The sequence below is a fragment of the Pedobacter sp. genome, from assembly GCF_041662865.1.
Taxonomy (GTDB): domain Bacteria; phylum Bacteroidota; class Bacteroidia; order Sphingobacteriales; family Sphingobacteriaceae; genus Pedobacter.
In genome coordinates this window covers 23299-40178 of record NZ_JBAZRL010000004.1, presented here as the reverse complement: position 1 = coordinate 40178, position 16880 = coordinate 23299, and the positions used below count along the sequence as shown (strand labels likewise).

At 32.3% G+C, this 16880-nt stretch carries 10 protein-coding genes; 2 read left to right on the top strand and 8 right to left on the bottom strand.

The annotated features are described in order from the left end of the window. Window positions 1–1071: hypothetical protein (locus WC622_RS02390; protein ID WP_372816913.1), on the top strand; the 1071-nt coding region annotated here is incomplete at its 5' end. Window positions 1072–1124: 53 nt separating this feature from the next. Here the strand turns inward: WC622_RS02390 and WC622_RS02385 are convergent. The 8 genes from WC622_RS02385 to acs form a co-directional block, all read right to left on the bottom strand. Continuing rightward, window positions 1125–2846 carry a hypothetical protein gene (locus WC622_RS02385; RefSeq protein ID WP_372816911.1) on the bottom strand — a complete coding sequence of 574 codons (1722 nt, stop codon included), beginning with the start codon at window positions 2844–2846 and terminating at the stop codon, window positions 1125–1127. After that, a complete protein-coding gene (locus WC622_RS02380; RefSeq protein WP_372816909.1) occupies window positions 2843–4129 on the bottom strand; it encodes an MFS transporter in 1287 nt (428 codons plus the stop codon). Before WC622_RS02380 ends, WC622_RS02385 begins: the two co-directional genes overlap by 4 nt. 4 nt (window positions 4130–4133) lie before the next feature. Next, on the bottom strand, window positions 4134–5180 hold the full coding sequence (locus WC622_RS02375) for a glycosidase (protein WP_372816907.1): 1047 nt from the start codon (window positions 5178–5180) through the stop codon (window positions 4134–4136). A gap of 95 nt (window positions 5181–5275) precedes the next feature. Next, window positions 5276–6760, bottom strand: a complete 1485-nt coding sequence (locus WC622_RS02370; protein WP_372816905.1) for a RagB/SusD family nutrient uptake outer membrane protein — start codon at window positions 6758–6760, stop codon at window positions 5276–5278. A 22-nt stretch (window positions 6761–6782) separates the two neighbouring features. Next, on the bottom strand, window positions 6783–9857 hold the full coding sequence (locus tag WC622_RS02365; protein ID WP_372816903.1) for a SusC/RagA family TonB-linked outer membrane protein: 3075 nt from the start codon (window positions 9855–9857) through the stop codon (window positions 6783–6785). Window positions 9858–9968: 111 nt separating this feature from the next. Further along, on the bottom strand, window positions 9969–14102 hold the full coding sequence (locus WC622_RS02360; protein WP_372816901.1) for a response regulator: 4134 nt from the start codon (window positions 14100–14102) through the stop codon (window positions 9969–9971). 191 nt (window positions 14103–14293) lie between these two features. Next, entirely contained in the window at window positions 14294–14479 is a 186-nt protein-coding gene (locus WC622_RS02355) for a CsbD family protein (protein WP_372816899.1), read from the bottom strand. Window positions 14480–14566: 87 nt separating this feature from the next. Continuing rightward, window positions 14567–16468 carry an acetate--CoA ligase gene (acs, locus tag WC622_RS02350; protein WP_372816897.1) on the bottom strand — a complete coding sequence of 634 codons (1902 nt, stop codon included), beginning with the start codon at window positions 16466–16468 and terminating at the stop codon, window positions 14567–14569. Window positions 16469–16646: 178 nt separating this feature from the next. On the opposite strand from acs, the gene rpmB reads away from it, so the two are divergent. Continuing rightward, window positions 16647–16880 (top strand): 50S ribosomal protein L28, encoded by a 234-nt coding sequence (gene rpmB / locus WC622_RS02345; RefSeq protein WP_182920615.1) that lies wholly within the window; start codon window positions 16647–16649, stop codon window positions 16878–16880.

The window sequence follows — 16880 nt, the reverse complement described above, 5'->3', positions numbered from 1 at the left end:
CTTAACGTTGATAAAAATGCATTGGTTTCTATCGCTTGTGTGCAAAACAACAGATTGGAGATCAAAAAAATGAGCGACATCGAAAGCTATACATACTTAAACAATGAATTGAGTCAACTTCCAATTAATAGTAAAGGAAACAGTTATAAAGACCTAAATTATTTGGAACAAGTTTTATTAGTAAAAGGCTGGAGGAGGTATACTTGGCAGGGTTTAGAAAAAATAAATGCAGTTGATACTATAGTAAAATCGGATAGTTTACTGATGACAGGTGTGGTTGTCAAATCTAAAAAAGAACTAACTACTTCAACAACTCTGAGCGTTTTTGGCAATGGAAATTTTAGGTTATTGCAAACTTCGAACACTGGTACTTTTAACTTTAATTCACCTGAATTAATTTCAGAATCTAAGAAGAATGTTTATTTATTAGTGGGTGATAAAAATAGATTATCATATCAAATAAAAATAAAAGATCCGTTTGTAAAAATGAATCAAAATTTAGCAAAAAATTCTTTCGCAAAAAGTATTATCATCCCATCAACACTTTTAAATAATGTCGATTTAGTTTTACAAGGAAATGAAAAAGCCATTAGGTTGAGAGAAGTTGTTATTAACTCTAAAAAAAATAATGATTTTAATTTTGGAAAAGGCTTACCTGGTACTAACGCGTGTGGCGATTATGTATGCAGATATAACATTTTAAATTGTAGGAATCACATTGGAGATTCTGAAAATACCCAACCAATTCCCGGTAAAGCATATTTAACAGATGGTACAATGAGGGTATATATGAAATGTGAGGTGCCTACTGCCATTGATGAAACATTTGTAAAATATAATGGGATCCATGTACAAAAAGAATTTTATTTAAGTGATTATAAAGACCCAGTTGAACCAGCTTTTTTCTCTACAATTTATTGGAATTATGCGACGGTAATAAATGCTGGAATAGAAACTGAACTAAGTTTTTATTCCAGTGATATTATTGGAAAATTCAGAATTATTGTTCAAGGAGTTACAAATAAAGATGTTATCTATGCTGAGAACTTTTTTGAAGTAATAGGGAAATAAATTAAAAAATGCATCAAAAACTAATTTTGATGCATTAACCATATATATTATATTTATTTAACCTGATTATAATCGATCACTATTCCGTTAGCCATTAGTCTGTGATTTGATTTAGTAATTTTACTTCTGGCAGTAGTTTCTACAATTAAAACAGAAGAGCTTTTAGCAATATTGATATTGCTATTTCCGATTGAATTTTTCGATATAAATTTTTGTGAAACAGCATCATACAAATCAACCTTTCCTTTACTTTTTATTTTGTAAATAATCGTTTTATTTTCCTTGTAAGGATTGTATAACAAATAGGTTGGATAACTTTTATCCTTATAAAAATCAGTTGCTAAAACATCCAATTTTAAAATGCCTTCTACATTAGTTTTCTCTACAATACTGCCAAATATACCTACATGACCACTTCCATAAATACTAAACTGACTTACATTTGGATTTTTACCTGGCACCCATTTAGGCCCATCCCCTTGCGCAACTGGCGCTTTTAGGTTAGTATATAACGTATCAAATGTTGAACTTTTCGCAATTCCTTCATAAGCAATTACTCCCTTAGTAACTGATGCATAGTTTGGCAATGTTTGATGTTCTGCTGGAATATATTGAGGATAAAATAACCTTGAAGCATTTACCGCGTTTAACATCCATTTACCAATTGCGTTTGAATAAGCTGAATTATATTTTACCAAAGGAATTAACGGCCAAGCGGCATCAAAAGTATTCATTAAAAACCCATAACCACCATGATCTACTGTGCTACCAACAATCCCCGAAATATCATAACCATTCCATTTTCCCGTTAAAACGCCCCAACCTTCTCTACAAACTGCAGTTCCATCAAATGTCCACTCTAATAACTTTTGAACATCAAAATTAGTCCCTTGTTCAACATTCATTCTTGCGGCTAAATAAGCTCCAAATGGCATTAATAATTCATAAGTTGGATTTATGGTATTACTTTCTAAAGCAGTCATTGCACTAATTGCACCGTTTAGATATCTCTTATCACCAAATTTTTTATAAGCAGCATATAACACCCAAGCATGGCCAGCTGCTGCATCTTGCTGTAAGCAAATTTGATTTTTCATAGGTTTCATTGCACCATAATCAAAATAAGAATAATTATAGTTTCCATTTAATATAGAATCTGCTTTATAGAATTTCTCAGCAATACTTTTTGCAATCCATTCAAAATCCTTTTGCTCTGGATATTTCTCATAAATAGCATAAAAAAGTAAGTTGGGATAAATATCATACCACCAATCTCTACCATAACCACCGCCTAGCAAAGCAACTTCTGGCGCCGTATTATTCATCATAATATTCCATTTAGTATCTCTATTAAAATAATTTTTGAGCATCCCAGTAAAGTTTATTCCGTTTTGGTTGCTCTTATCAACACCTACTAAACTAGCACCTAAAACTGCACCCATATTTGCCAACGCTTCATGAAACATTCCTTTATTATTTCGCAAACCTTGTCTCACATCGCCAACTGCGGTATATATGCCCATTGTTGGTTGCTTAAAATTGTTGCCGTTATTTTCCATCCACACCATTGGCCAATATTCGCCTTTGGCATTAAAATCATATATGGTTTTATCAAACTGTTTGCTCATTAGTTTCCAGTCAATAATTTGAAGGGGATGTGGTAAATCTGCCATCTCATCAACCCTGTTTAATTTTAATTGTCTAACCTGTGCAAATGAGGTATTGGCAGCAAGAGCTATGTAAAAAAAGGTGATTATTTTAAAAAAGTTTCTCATAAATTATTTGTAAGCAGAACAGTTGTAACCGGTTCATCGTTATTTAATATTGGTGCATTAAGGTTTTCGATTTTACCTTTTTTAATGATATCCTTTGCTACCCAATACGATGCTAATTGTAAAATGGCAACAATTATAATGGCATAACGCAAAGCGATTTCTACAGAAAAACAATATGCCAAAACTAAAAAAGTACCTGCACCAACTAAGCGGCCAACGTACAAGCCGGCTTCGTGATTTAATATATAAGCAAATTCACTACGTTTTTCTTTTTTGGTTAAAATATCAATTACACTAAACTGAATAGGAAAATACGCTAAATCTAATAATGGTTTTGCCATTAAAAGGAAAAGCATAAAGAGAATTACACCTGTACTACTGTATAAAATGCCATTAATTATAGCTGCTATAGCAAACAACACTAAACCTGCTCCAAACACAAACAATCTGTGTTTTGGTGAAGTTTTACGACCGATTATATACATGACTACCGCAGCAATTATAGCCCCAACTGATTGTGCCGTACCTAATGCCCCTTCTTTACCAACTAAAAGCATAATTAACATTGCTGGCGCTGTTACCAAAAACCCTTGAACTAAACCTTTTAAACTAGCTAATCTTAATAATTTATACCAATATGGATCAAATTTAAAGTATACAAATTTCTTTTCTGTTGGATTGGTGAAATTGCCTCTAAAACACATTATTGAAGCTAATATTGTGATAGCTACTACAATTCCAGTAACAATTCTATAAGCCAAATGCGCATCTCCAGTTGCTGCAGATTGATGCTCTATAAATTTTCCGATTGAAAATGGAATGACGATAGCAATTATGGTATAGAAAAACGTCTCTAAACCATAATAATAATTTCTATTCTCATCATTGGTAATAGCCAAAGCTAAAAAATCCCGATTTGCCCAATAAAAGCCAAAAGACATACCCATTATTAAACCTGCAACTCCTATTCCTATGGTATCTAAAGTAGTTAAAGACATCATTACCATCATAGAAATTCCACTAAGCATCATCCCTAAAGAATACAATGTTTTAATAGAAAATGTACGTAGTAAATAACCATTAATTAAGAATGTGATTGGAATACCTGTATAAATTGTAAGTTGATAGACCACCACTTTTACTGGATCATTTGAGCTACGCATAACATAGGCTGCTACAAAAATATCTATAACGGGCAATACAATGCTATAAATTAAATTGGTAAGTGTTAATATCTTAAAATTATAAGATTGTTTTTTAAAGTGAGCAATTTCTGATAGCATAATTTTATTTTAATTGAGATAAAATATCTTGGATTGAAAATTTGGCAGCACAAACAAATTCATCGGCTGCGCCGTAATAAATTGTTAGCTCATCACCATTAATAATATGTCCGTTGGTAAAAACAACATGCCCAAAAAAGCCACTCAATTCATAAGGAGTTTGTGGCTGCATTATAGGTCCATCCGTTTGGCTTATAACTTTAACTGGATCATTTAAATCCATTAAAAAAGCACCTAAGCAATATTGTTGATCTTCATTGGCTCCGTGATAAATTGCTAACCACCCTTTTTCTGTTTTAATTGGTGCGGCACCAGCACCTACACGTTTACTGTCCCAACTAGTTTTACGGGTTTTGATTAAACACTTATTTTTTCCCCAATGTATGCCATCTGGCGATTGCGCAATCCAAATATAATTACCGCCTAAATCTACACTACTTGGGCGATGTAGTGCATAAAATTTTCCGTTAATACGTTCTTCAAAAATTGCACAATCCTTATTATGAGGAGGAATAATCATTCCATGTTTCTCGAAATTTTTCCAATCTTTTGTGGTACGCATCCCTACACCAACTCCATGGCTAGAAACGGCAGTAAATGTTAAATAATAAGTACCTTCTAATAACGCAACACGACAATCTTCTATTCCAAAAGCCTCATCTTCGCCTTCTCCTTGTAATAATGGATATCCTTCTGGTTGATAAAAATTAATTCCATCATCACTACAAACTAAACGCAAGTGAGAAAGTGTTGTTAAATAATCAGCTCCCTTATAAGTAATTACCCTTGGATCAGTCGCAATCAATTCTGGATGGTCTTCTTTTATTTTAATGATTTCAATCCCATTCCCTTTTAACACTGGAAAAGAAATAATACCCTCCACCTGCTGGGGTCGTTCTGCAACGCGAACTAAAAGCCAAGTTTTATGTTGAAAAGTAAATACACCAGGATTTAATAAACATGCAATTTCTAAACCTTCTCTGCTTGGTTTTAAATCTTTTGGTGAAAGAATTGGATTTTGAGGAAAACGCTTAGCAATATCTGTAGACATATTTAAGGAAGATTAAGTTGTCGCATACCATGATATACGATTTTATATAAAAAAGCAAGAAAGAACCAGCTCAGAATTTAAGCTGGTTCCCAATTTTAATAATCTTTATTTTGAACTAAAGTTCCGGCGGAGGCATCAATTTCTCCCTGTGGAATTGGATATAAATAATGCTTATCCAAAAAGTTTTTGCCTAAAGCTGTCATTACAGATTTTGCCAATTTCCATCTTTTTAAATCTAACATCCTTTGATTTTCAAATCCTAATTCAACTCTTCTTTCAGAAATTAACCATCCTTTAACTGTTGCTTTATCAGTAGAAGCTGGTCTGTCTGGCAATGTACCATTAGGAGGCAATGTACCTAGTGCAGTTTGTGAAGTTCTTGCTCTTGCTCTAATTTGATTTATGATAACAATTGCTGCAGATAAGTTATCTTTTTCAATGTAGGCTTCGGCCTTCCATAACAATACATCAGCAAAGCGGATATAAACTTTATTGTTTCCAGCGTCATCATTGCCTTTGTTGCCACCATTTAAGGTGCCTAGCATTTTATTTACATTTTGATTAGCTGCATCAACTGTTAATAATTTTCTTGGATCATTAGCTTCAAATGCATTTAAGAAGTTTATGCTAGGAGCGAAAAATCCCCATCCTAATGGTGCACAAATACCGTTACCATTTAATGGATTTTTTCCGCTTTGATGATCATAAACAAAAATATCTTCATTTTCTGCAAACTCTTTTGTTTGATCAAAAGCATCAAAATAATTGGCATTTAAACTAAAGAAGTTTAATCCTTGCAATTCTGTAACTAACGTAATTACATCATCCCATTTTTCAGTATAGAGTGCTGCTTTTGACTGCAACGCAATAACTGCACCTTTAGATGCTCTCCATTTTTCTGATGTAGAACTATATTTGGTATTTGGTAATAAACCCTTTGCAGTATTTAAGTCTGCTTTTATCCTTGTCCAAACCACATCTTTAGGCGCTCTTACGGCAACATCAAATGCTTGTTGATATGTTTTTACAGGTTCTAAAATTAATGGTACATCACCAAAATTGGTAACTAAAGAGAAATAATAAAATGATCGTAAAAAATAAGCTTCTCCTAATAATTGATTTTTTCTAGCTGTTGTGATGCCTGTTACTGCTTCAATATCAGTTCTGGTTAATAATTCAATAGCTATGTTTAATCTTTTTATTCCTTCATAATTATATTTCCATAATCCATTCGGTCCACCATTAGTAGAAGTAAATGTGAAGTTATTAATATCATCAATCCAAGGTTGATCACCATCTGGACTCCATTTTTTCTCCATATCATCAGATTCTATGTCTTGCATTACGTAGTCGTTCTGAAAAACCAAACCACCTCCCCAATCCCATTGGGCAAGTATATTTAATCTTGATGATAATAATTGATATGATGAATTTACTGAGTTTTCTACCGTACCTAATGTTGCAGTTGAATTAACTTGGTCTAATGTTGTTAAACCAACTGGTACATTGGTTAGCTGTTTTTCGCAACTAACTAGCGCCGTAAACGTAAGCACTAAACCTAATATTGATAATTTTTTCATAATTGATTTTTTAAATGCTTGCTTAAAGTTTAATTTTTAAACCTAAAATAAATGCTTTTGACTGAGGGTAAGTGCCTTTATCAATTAAAGAAGTAGACTCTGGATCTAGCCCTGTGTAATCTGTGAAGGTTAACAAATTTTGACCTGAAGCAAATACACGCACATTTTTCATTCCTAGTTTAGTACTGTTGAAGGTGTATCCTAACTCTATATTTTTTAATCTCAAATAAGAAGCGTCTTCTATAAAAACACTCGATACATTGCCACCTCCATTATTGTTAAATGTTAATCTAGGCGTGGTATTACTTGTACCTGGCCCATGCCAGCTGTCTAAAACAGAAACCATAGAATTGAAAGGTCTACTGTCATAATTTAAAATTTGTTTTAAATCATTATATCTATCAACATCTTGTACTCCTTGAAAAAGGAATGAGAAATCGAAGTTCTTAAACGATGAAGAAAAAGCTAAACCATACGTGATATTTGGGACTGGATTACCAATGAAGGTTCTATCATCTGCATTAATTTGTCCATCGCCATTTAAATCTTTAAACTTAATATCTCCTGGCAAAGCACCATTTGCATTTGAAAATAAGTAACTACTAACTTCTGCTGACGTTTGGTAAATGCCATTAAAAACAAGTCCGTAATAAGAACTAATTGGTTGTCCAACTTGGGTTCTCGTATGTGTAGCATCGTCGTTAATGTTTTTAACGAATTCTTGCAATTTATTAACCTTGTTAGTTAATGTAGCAACATTACCATTTATACTATATTTAAATGGATGGTCATTATTTTGATAGTTTAAACCAAATTCGAAACCTTTATTTTTAACCTGACCTGCGTTAACATAAGTTCTTTCGATAACACCAACAGATACAGCTGGTAAGCCAACAGTTAACAAAATATCATTTGTTGTTTTCACAAAATAATCTGCACTAAAAGATAGCTTATTTTTCAAAATTCCTACATCCAAACCAACGTTGGTTTGTGTAGTGGTCTCCCATTTAATATCCGGATTACCATATCTTACTATATTAACAATTCCTCCAGATTCAGACACCAATGTTTCGTATGCGTTATTAGGAATTTCTTGATTCCCGGCTTTACCCCAACTTCCTCTAATTTTTAAATTAGAAACCCAATTAACATCTTTCATAAATTCTTCATTAGATATTAACCATCCAGCTGATGCTGAAGGAAAATAGCCCCATTTATTGTTAGGACCAAAACGAGAAGATGCATCTGCTCTTAAAGTTCCAGTTGCGAAAAATCTGTTATCGTAGCTATATGTACCACTTGCAAAAAAAGAAACCAAATCAAAACTAGCTGAAGAACCAGAGTTATAAATATTGGTTGTACTTCCGTAGTCTAAATATTGGAAATTTGGAGTGTATTTATCGAAATTTTGTCTACTACCACCTATCGCTTCAGCTTTGCTGCTAATATTTTCAGTACCTAATAATGCATTGATATTGTGTTTACCAATAGCTTTTAAATAATTTAAAGTATTAGTGAAGGTGAAGGTCATTGTCTGACCTCTATTTTCGTCTAAATTGTTAGGTTTATTGTTTCTACCTAATCCTGGGTAAAGTTCTGACGGATCATTATCGTTATCATCGCCAAAGTTTTGAGCAAAGTTTTTATTGTGTGAGAAACTAATATCAACTCCAGCATTTGATCTGAATTTTAATGAATTATCTTCTAAAAATGAATATTCAGCATACACATTTCCGAATGTTTGAAAAGTATTTCTTTTATCATTAGTAAAATGTACAATTGCTATCGGATTAGAGCTGTATTCAAAGTCTTTACTCCAACCGTTATTATTACCTGTGTAAAATGGCAAATCAGTATAAGGATTTGCAGCGGTATAGGTTGGATCTGTTACGCTTTTAAATACTTTTAAAACAGGTGGACGAATTAGCGCATGGCGGATAATGCCTGGAACATCACCACTTGAAGATAATTTATCTTGTTTAGCATTACTTAATTGAAGATTTGTACCAACTTTAAAACGATCTGTTACGTTGGCATTTACGTTAGCTCTAAAATTATAGCGTTCAAATTTATCGTTGTTTTCTATTACAATTCCATTTTGCGTATAATAACCAGCTGAAAGTAAATATTGTACTTTTTCTGAACCACCCGAAGTAGAAACCTGAAGATTGGTAGATTTTCCAGTTTCAAACAATTCATCCAACCAATTGGTGTTTGCTAAATCAGGTCTGCTTCTTGCAGTTTGATAAGGGCTAACAGCATTTGCAGCATTACCTAATGTATTATGCCATGCTTGATCTTTTACAGTTAAATATTGATCAGTATTTAATAACTCTGGTAAATTAGTAGCCTGATGAAATCCTTGATAAAATTCTACATTTGTTATTGCTTTACCATTTTGACCACTTATCGTAGTAATTACTACAACACCACCAGCTGCACGAGAACCATAAATAGCACTTGCCGCAGCATCCTTTAAAACCGTCATTGATTTAACATCAGATTGGTTTAAAAAAGATATATCGCGAGTTGGCACACCATCCACAACATATAATACATCATTATTTCCTAATGTACCTTCCCCTCTAATTCTTACTTTTATACCATCACCTGGCGCACCAGTATTAGCTGCAACAAAAACACCTGCAACTTGACCTTGTAATGCTTGTGCAACATCAACTATTCTAGTTTTGGTAAGGTCATTCATATCTACAGTAGAAACAGCACCTGTAATTGATGCTTTCTTTTGCGATGTATATCCTACTACAATAACCTCATTTAATGATTGTGAACTCGATTTTATAGTAGCATTAAGTACAGCACCACCTGTATAATCTAAAACCAATGTAGCGTAACCAATATAAGTAAAGGTTATACTTTGAGCACCGTTTGCTTGAATGGTTAAGGTGTAATTACCATTAGCATCTGTTGAAGTTTTATTTTGAGTACCAGTTTGACCAACAACAACACCAGGAACTGGCAAATTTGTTTCATCTGTAACCTTCCCTATTAGTTTTGTTTGTGCATAACCTTTAAACCCAGTTACTAGCATAAACAAGAAAACCAACAATGCGTAAATACGTCTGTGTTTTTTCATTTGATTTATATTTGATTAAGACAAATATAGATTAGCAACTAGTGGATAGTAGTACACTATAATAACATTTTAGTTCACTATTGTTGCAAATTGGGCTTTTAAATGGTATATCTATAAAATATTGATGGTGGTGTTACCAATATGTTGCTTTAGTCGGTAATCATTTGGAGCTAAATGATAGATTTTTTTAAACTCTCTAAAGAAGTATGATTTATTATTGAAACCAGTTAAATAAAAAATTTCAGAAACTGTCAATTTTGAATTTTGGAGTAAAACTGAAGCATGTTTTAACCTTATTCTTTTTATAAATTCTGACGGGGTCATTCCTGCTATAGTTTTCAATTTTCTATACAATTGCATTTTACTTATGCATAAAGTATTCTCTAACACCGAAGCATCTAAACCTGATTCTGACAAATTATCTTCTACAGCTTTTACCAAGGCATTTAAAAATTCTTTATCACCTTGTTCTAAATCTGCATCTATAAAATGATTATTAATATTACCATCTTTGATAAGTGTATTCATTCTTTCACGGTAATTTAATAATTTACGTATTCGAACCAACAAATAATTAACATGAAAAGGTTTTGGAATATAAGCATCTGCCCCAGTTTCATAACCTTCTGTTTTATTTTCTTCGCTACCTTTAGCGCTTAGCATTATAAAAGGAATATTGCTAGTAGCTGGTGCTGTTTTCACATATTTACAAAGTTCTAAACCATCCATGTCTGGCATCATAACATCGCTAATAATAATATCTGGGGTATTATTTTTTAGAAACGTAATTGCATCATTTCCATTTTCTGCTTCGTAAACATTATAATGATCTTTTAATATATTCTTCAATAAAAACCGCAAAGCAATATCATCTTCAACAATCAAGATACTATGCTCTGCTTTTTCTTTTAATACTTCAATAAAGGTTGTTTTATTTCTCTCCTCTACAGTTTCTAAAACTTCATCCTGATACGGTTTTAAAATGGACTCGAATAAATAAGATGGTGCAGATGTAATTACTTCATCATTTTTACCTTGTATCGTAGTTTGCAGTTTTAGTTTAAACTCAAAATAAATCCATCCATCTTTTAATGAAACTTCAATTTCTCCTTCTAGTATATTAATTAATTCTCTGGTAAATGCTAAGCCGATTCCCGTACTAATTTTATCAAACTGATTTTTTTTAGCCACATGAAATTCTTTAAAAAGAAATCCTAAATCTTCTTCATTTAATTTACATCCAGAGTTGGCTACAATTGTTTCTAGAATTTGGGTTTCCTCATTATAATTTACTGTAAAAACTATTTGCTCATTTAAATCAGTGTATTTAAATGCATTTGATAATAGATTAAATAATATTTTTTCATATTTATCTTTATCTATAAATCCAGCAATGTCATGTTGAATATTGCGTGTAAATAGTAAGTTGTTTCTTTCTGCTGCCGGAATAAAAAGTTTAGCTAAGCTATTTAGCAACTTGGTAATATCTAAATAATCATCATTCTTTTTTAAATATCCAGCTTCTGCTTTTCTAAATTCTAATAATTGTTGCACCAAATACGTTAACCGTGCCGTATGTTGATGAACCAAGGAAAGAAAATAATTTTTATCAGCAACTTTATCTGGCACATCAGGTTTTTGCATAAAGTGTTCAACAGAGCCTAAAATAAGTGTTAAAGGTGTTTGTATTTCGTGTGCTATATTGGTGAAAAAATTTATTCTTTGACGGTGAATGTCTTCGTCTTTTTGACGGAAAAGCGATTCTCGTTCTAACTTAAATCTCATCTCCAATTTGTTTTTTCTATACAAATGAAACGCGTAACCAGAAAGTAGAATCAATATTAAATATCCAGCATATGCTGGGTAGGTAAGCCAAAAATATTGCTTTACGTTTATTTTTAATGCGATAATATCTTTTGTCCAAACGCCTTCTCCATTGCTCCAATGAACCAACAATTCATACGTACCTGGCGGAATATTGTAGTAAGATATTTTTCCATCTGAACCAGTATAACGCCAAGTTTGATCTAATCCTTTTAATTTATAAGCAAATTCATTTTTTGATGCATTAAAATAATTGAGCGCATTAACAGAAAACTGGAAAAAATTGTTTTTCCTTTCTAAATTATACGTAGGATAAATATCTTGCTTTGCTTTAAAAATCAAATATTGATTATTAAAAAAAGTTTGCCCACCTAGCTGCAATTCGGATATTAACAAATTTGGCTGTTTAGTGTTCTCTGTTATATTCTTAGGTATGAAATAGTTAAAACCATAAATCCCTCCAAATAACAAATTATTGTTTGCTGACTTAAAAACTGCACCATCACTAAATTCATTACTTTGCAACCCATCGCTTTCTTGATAATTTGCAATCGAGTTATTTGATGGGTTTAATTTTGATAAGCCTTTATTGGTACTTAACCAAATATTTTCTGATCCATCTTCTTGTATGCCATGAATGGTATTATTTGGCAACCCATTATTCATAGTTATTTTAAAAAATGCAGGTTTCTCTTTTAAAGATTCTGTATGCGACAAGCAATTTAGACCATAACTAGTCCCAATCCATAAGCGAGATTTTGAATCGTAAAATAAAGACAATACATCACTATGTGATAGGCTACCTTCATAACCAAATGCTTTAAAAGTTTTAAAAGAATTAGTTTTTGGATTGAAAACACTTAAACCACCATACCTACAGGCTATCCATAATCTGTCGTCTTTTCCTTTTGTTAGTGCATAAATAATGTCATTTGCTGGCCCTGTTGTCCCATTGACTGAAGATAAGTATTGTTTAAAATTTTTCACTGAAATAGAGTTGTCAGCATTTCTATTTAGGTTTAAATGAATTAACCCATAACCACTTGTTCCAACCCAAACGCTGCTGTCTTTTTCTTGTAAAATAGTATAAACAGACTTAAAATCAGGCAATTGAGATGATCCTTTAATGTTTTTCCAGTTTATTATTTTATTGGTTTTAAGGTCAAAAATCGAAATACCATCTCCATCTGTACCAATATAAATCAGTTTATCAAAACCTTTTTTTATGACAAAAACTGAATTATTTTCTAATCCAGAGCTGACATCAATTTTCTTAATTGTACTATTATTCCCTTTCCAAAAATTGTTAACTATTAAAACTCCATTTCCTTTAGTACCAACCCAAAGATTATTATCAATTTCGCTAAAAGCTCTTATTGGCTTGTTTATAGGATTACCATTTACCTTTGTTAAAAGTCCAAAATAATTCTCTTTAGGGTAAATCTGTACTAGTCCATTTCCATCCGTTCCTAACCATAAAATATCATCTCTACTAACTTTTAATGTGGTTATTTTAAAGTTTTCTAGTCGTTTTGCTTCTTTTGTTAAAATTGATGATGGTTTAAATGTATAATCATATAATGCCAATCCTTGGTTTTCCCAAGCAACTACATAATTATTCCTATAAAAAACTATTGCTTTTATTCTTTTTTTATCAATACTGATTTGTTGAGTTTTAAAATCATGCGCTACCTTGAAATGAGTATTATCAGCATTGCTATAAATAATTTGATTATTAACGATAAAGAAATTCGAGATCGCTGTCGGATCATGTATAAGGTTAACTAAACTTAACTTACTAGCAGTCAGTTTATAGGTCGCTAATTCTCCACTCTTATTTAAGCACCATAATAAATCTTTAAGGAAATACATCTTTACAATTCCTTGCTCTACTTTAAACTTCTGATAGCTGATAAATTTATCTTCGGCCGAATTATATTTACTTAAAATACCATCAGCAGCATAACAAAAAACTTCACCTTTTGAATTAATAGCTAATTCAAATTCATTTTCACTAATTTTTTTGGAAGTCGCACTTCTGTAGAAGTACCTAAAGAATTTACCTGTACTTTTATGATATCTAGAAATTCCACCAATAGTGTTTACCCAAATATTCCCTGCATTATCTTCATTGATTGCTTGTATTACATTGCTTCCTATGCTGTTTTCTGCCTTGTCTATATTATGATTATACACATTAAATTGAGCCCCGTCATACCTATTTAATCCATCCCAAGTTCCAATCCATAATAATTGATCTTTATCTTGAAAAATAGCATTCACAGAGCTATTCGACAAACCATTTTTATTATCTAATTGTCTATAATAAAATGAAATACCTAAATTGATATCATCAGCATATGCATTTAATGAAAAAAGCCAATAACTTAATATAAAAATAAAAGCAAGTGTTCTTTTCATCGGTAATTAAATTGGTTTGCAAAACTGGAAATTTATAAAGTAATAAGCTAAGCATAATGCTTATCATTTAAAAGATGTTAACGATACTAAATATAAAACATTTAAAGATAAATTACCTCTATAGCTATTTATTAAATAAAAAAAGCGGTTAACCTTCTGGCTAACCGCTTTTTCTTTATAAATTATTAATTTTATAGTGAATTAATCCATTTTACTAATTCATCTCTTCCTTTTCCTGTTTTCTGTTGAAGTTTTCCTAATAACTCGTCATCTTTTCCTTCTTCGTGTTTCAAATCATCATCAGTTAAATCACCATATGCTTGTTTAACTTTCCCTTTGATTTCATTCCACTTTCCTTTTAATTCTAACTTGTCCATGTGTTTATGCTTATATTTTACAATCGGTTGATTGTTAAAAGAACAGACTGGAAAAGCAATTGTTTTAAGAAATTCTGATTTTAAGCCTTAACGCTGCAATTTTTTCGAATTATCTATAATTTCTTGCACTATAGTTGGATCTAACAAAGTTGATATATCCCCTAAATTTGAAGTATCACCCTCGGCAACTTTACGTAAAATACGACGCATAATTTTACCAGATCTAGTTTTAGGTAAACCTGATACAAATAAAATCTTATCTGGCTTAGCAATCGCACCAATAACACGGGTAACAGTTTGTAAAATATCTTTTCTAGTTAAATCTTCCTCCTTACTTAAACCTGGATAAATAATAAATGCGTAAATTCCTTGTCCTTTCACATCATGAGGGTACCCCACCACAGCGCTTTCTATTACACCTGCATGCATGTTTATTGCATTTTCTACCTCGGCTGTGCCAATTCTATGACCAGAAACATTAATCACATCATCTACCCTACCTGTAATTCGATAATACCCATCTTCATCACGTAAACAACCGTCTCCAGTGAAATATAAGTTCTCGTAAGTAGAAAAATAAGTCAATTTACAACGTTCATGATCGCCGTACGTAGTGCGCAACATACCAGGCCAAGGAAACTTAATACACAAATTTCCATTTACACCATTGCCTTCAATTTCCTTTCCATTTTCATCCACTAAAATAGGTTGTATGCCAGGCAAAGGCAACGTAGCAAAGCTAGGTTTGGTTGGGGTTACAAAGGCAATGGGCGATATCATAATTCCACCAGTTTCGGTTTGCCACCAAGTATCTACAATCGGGGCTTTTTTATGGCCAATTTCTTCGTCAAACCAATGCCAAGCTTCTTCATTAATAGGTTCTCCTACCGATCCCAAAACGCGTAAACTATTTAAGTCTATTCCCTTTAATGGGTCTGTACCAAAGCTCATTAAAGATCGAATTGCTGTTGGTGCTGTATACAAGATATTTACTTTGTGTTTTTGTACAATTTCCCAAAATCTAGATGGAGTTGGATAAGTTGGAATTCCCTCAAACATTAAAGTTGTTGCTCCTTGCGAAAGCGGTCCGTAAACAATGTATGAATGACCTGTAATCCAGCCTATATCTGCTGTGCAAAAAAACACTTCATCAGGCTGATAATTAAATACATTAGAAAATGTATAACCTGCGTAAACCATGTAACCACCGCACGTATGTACAACGCCTTTTGGTTTACCTGTTGAACCCGATGTATATAAAATAAACAACACGTCTTCGGCATCCATTTCTTCGGCAATGCAATTAGCATCAACTAACTTCACTTCATCTTCCCACCAACAATCTCTGCCTTTTAACATAGAAACGGGAGTACGTGTATGCGTTAACACAATTACTTTTTCTATCGTGGGACAACCAATTAAGGCGTCATCTATTACTTCTTTTAATTGAATTTGTTTGTTACCACGATAAGCACCATCTGCTGTAATTACTATTTTACAAGCAGCATCATTTATTCTATCAGCGATAGATTTAGCTGAAAATCCGCCAAAAACTACCGAATGTATTGCCCCAATACGAGCGCAAGCCAACACGGCAATTGCCAACTCTGGTACCATGGGCATATATATACAAATCCGATCCCCCTTTTTAGCGCCATTCTTTTTTAAAACATTTGCAAAGCGACAAACTCGATCATGTAATACTCTATAACTAAGAGTGATACTATCTCTTTCTGGATCATTTGGCTCCCAAATTATTGCTGGTTTATCGCCGTTTTCAATTAAATGCCGATCTAAACAATTATCAGTAATATTTAATTTTGCTCCTTCAAACCACTTAATATTTGGTTCTGAAAAATTCCATGACAGTACATTATCCCATTTCTTTATCCATAAAAAATTATCAGCTATTTCAGCCCAAAATTTTTCTGGTTCTTGTATACTTTGTTTATATGTTTCTTGATATTGCTCAAAAGAGGTTATCTGCATGGTAATTTGGTTTAGCAATTAGGTGCTTCAAATATAGTATTATTAGTAAAGTTTAAAAAAATGAATAAACAAAATCAATTATTTTCAAGTCCACTATTGATGGTTACAAAAATAATTCAGATATTTGCACACTCTTAAAAAAATTAAGTAGCGAAATAATCAACATAATAAAAAAGTCATGTCAAGAGTTTGTGATTTAACCGGAAAAATGGCGATGTCGGGATTTAATGTTTCTCACTCGAACGTTAAAACGAAACGTAAATTTTATCCTAACCTACAACTTCAGAAATTTTATATTCCTGAAGAAGATACTTGGATTACATTAAAAGTATCAACATCAGCTATTAAAACTATCAATAAAATTGGTATTTCTGAGGCACTTAACCGCTTCATGAAAAAAGGATTTTTGTAA

Excerpts from the sequence above, each read along its gene's own strand:
- rpmB (WP_182920615.1), top strand. The coding sequence starts at position 16,647 with ATGTCAAGAGTTTGTGATTTAACCGGAAAAATGGCGATGTCGGGATTT.
- WC622_RS02360 (WP_372816901.1), bottom strand. The coding sequence starts at position 14,102 with ATGAAAAGAACACTTGCTTTTATTTTTATATTAAGTTATTGGCTTTTT.
- WC622_RS02375 (WP_372816907.1), bottom strand. The coding sequence starts at position 5,180 with ATGTCTACAGATATTGCTAAGCGTTTTCCTCAAAATCCAATTCTTTCA.
- WC622_RS02385 (WP_372816911.1), bottom strand. The coding sequence starts at position 2,846 with ATGAGAAACTTTTTTAAAATAATCACCTTTTTTTACATAGCTCTTGCT.
- WC622_RS02380 (WP_372816909.1), bottom strand. The coding sequence starts at position 4,129 with ATGCTATCAGAAATTGCTCACTTTAAAAAACAATCTTATAATTTTAAG.
- WC622_RS02370 (WP_372816905.1), bottom strand. The coding sequence starts at position 6,760 with ATGAAAAAATTATCAATATTAGGTTTAGTGCTTACGTTTACGGCGCTA.
- WC622_RS02355 (WP_372816899.1), bottom strand. The coding sequence starts at position 14,479 with ATGGACAAGTTAGAATTAAAAGGAAAGTGGAATGAAATCAAAGGGAAA.
- acs (WP_372816897.1), bottom strand. The coding sequence starts at position 16,468 with ATGCAGATAACCTCTTTTGAGCAATATCAAGAAACATATAAACAAAGT.
- WC622_RS02365 (WP_372816903.1), bottom strand. The coding sequence starts at position 9,857 with ATGAAAAAACACAGACGTATTTACGCATTGTTGGTTTTCTTGTTTATG.